Source organism: Streptomyces calidiresistens (assembly GCF_014141525.1).
GTDB lineage: Bacteria > Actinomycetota > Actinomycetes > Streptomycetales > Streptomycetaceae > Streptomyces > Streptomyces calidiresistens.
Window position 1 is genome coordinate 1 of sequence record NZ_VKHS01001188.1, and the last position, 1,163, is coordinate 1,163.

Below are 1,163 nucleotides of genomic sequence, written 5' to 3' on the forward strand. Positions count from 1 at the left end.
TGTGTATAAGAGACAGCCGGAGGGGGTCTCCCCGGGCCCCGCTTCCGCCGCGGGGAGGGGGCCGGCCGGAAATCATTGACATGATAATCATTTCCATCTAGGTTTCGGGTGACCACCTCCCCGGTTCCACCAGGCATTCCGGGGATGTCCCATCTCCGATGGAGCCACGGATGAGCCACCCCACGGGGGTAGAGGAAGCCCTTGTCCACACCGTCGAGTGCGTCGCCGAGGTGCTCGGCACGGAACCGGACCGGGTCGACCCCGGGGCCCCGCTCGTGACGCTGGGATTGGAGTCCTTCACGGCCGTGCGCCTGCGCCGCCGCATCCGCGAACGCACCGGACGGGACCTGCCCCTGACCGCGCTGCTCGGCGAGAACGCCACCGCCGACCGCGTCGCCCGACACCTCACGGACCAGGGGGCGCCCGGCGGGGAAGCCCCCGGCACCGCCGGGGACCCGATCCGGTCCGCCGGGGGAGGACGTTCCGCCCGGCAGTCCGGTGACGGGTCGCCGACGGCGCACCCGACGGTGGGGGAGGGGGACGAGGAGCCGTTCCCGCTGACACCCATTCAGGCCTCCTACCTGGCGGGCCGGGCCGAGGGACTGCCCCTGGGGGGAGTGGCGACGCACTACTACCACGAGTACGACCGCACACCCCCGAACGGCGACCCCGAGGCGGACCTCGCGCGGCTGGAGAAGGCGTGGGCCCGCCTCGTGGCCCACCACCCCATGCTGCGCATGACGGTGGACGAGCGGGGCTCGCAACGGATCCTCCCGGTCGCCGGGGCCCCCGTCCGGATCGAGGTCACCGACCTGCGCTCCACCTCCGCCGACCGGGCCGAACGAGCCCTCGCCGACCTGCGCCACGAACTTTCCCACCGCTGCCGCCCCACCGGGGCCTGGCCGCTGTTCGACATCCACGCCGCGTTCCTGCCGGACGGCCCGACCCGCCTCCACGTCGGCGTGGACGTGCTGTGCACCGACATGGCCGGCTGGATGCTGCTGATGCGGCAGTGGGGCGAGCTGGTCGAGGACCCGGACCGGGAACTCCCCGCCCCCTCCACGACCTTCGCCGCCGTCCAAAGAGGCCGCGCGGAGGACCCCCGCTGGGCCGAACGCCGCCGCCGGGACCGCGAGCACTGGGCCGAACGCGCCCCCCACCTG

General features: G+C 73.4%; 1 protein-coding gene. It reads left to right on the top strand.

The window, feature by feature from the left end:
* Positions 1-170: 170 nt before the first annotated feature.
* Positions 171-1,163, top strand: a 993-nt coding sequence (locus FOE67_RS26295) for a phosphopantetheine-binding protein (RefSeq protein WP_228474319.1), incomplete at its 3' end; no start/stop codon positions are given.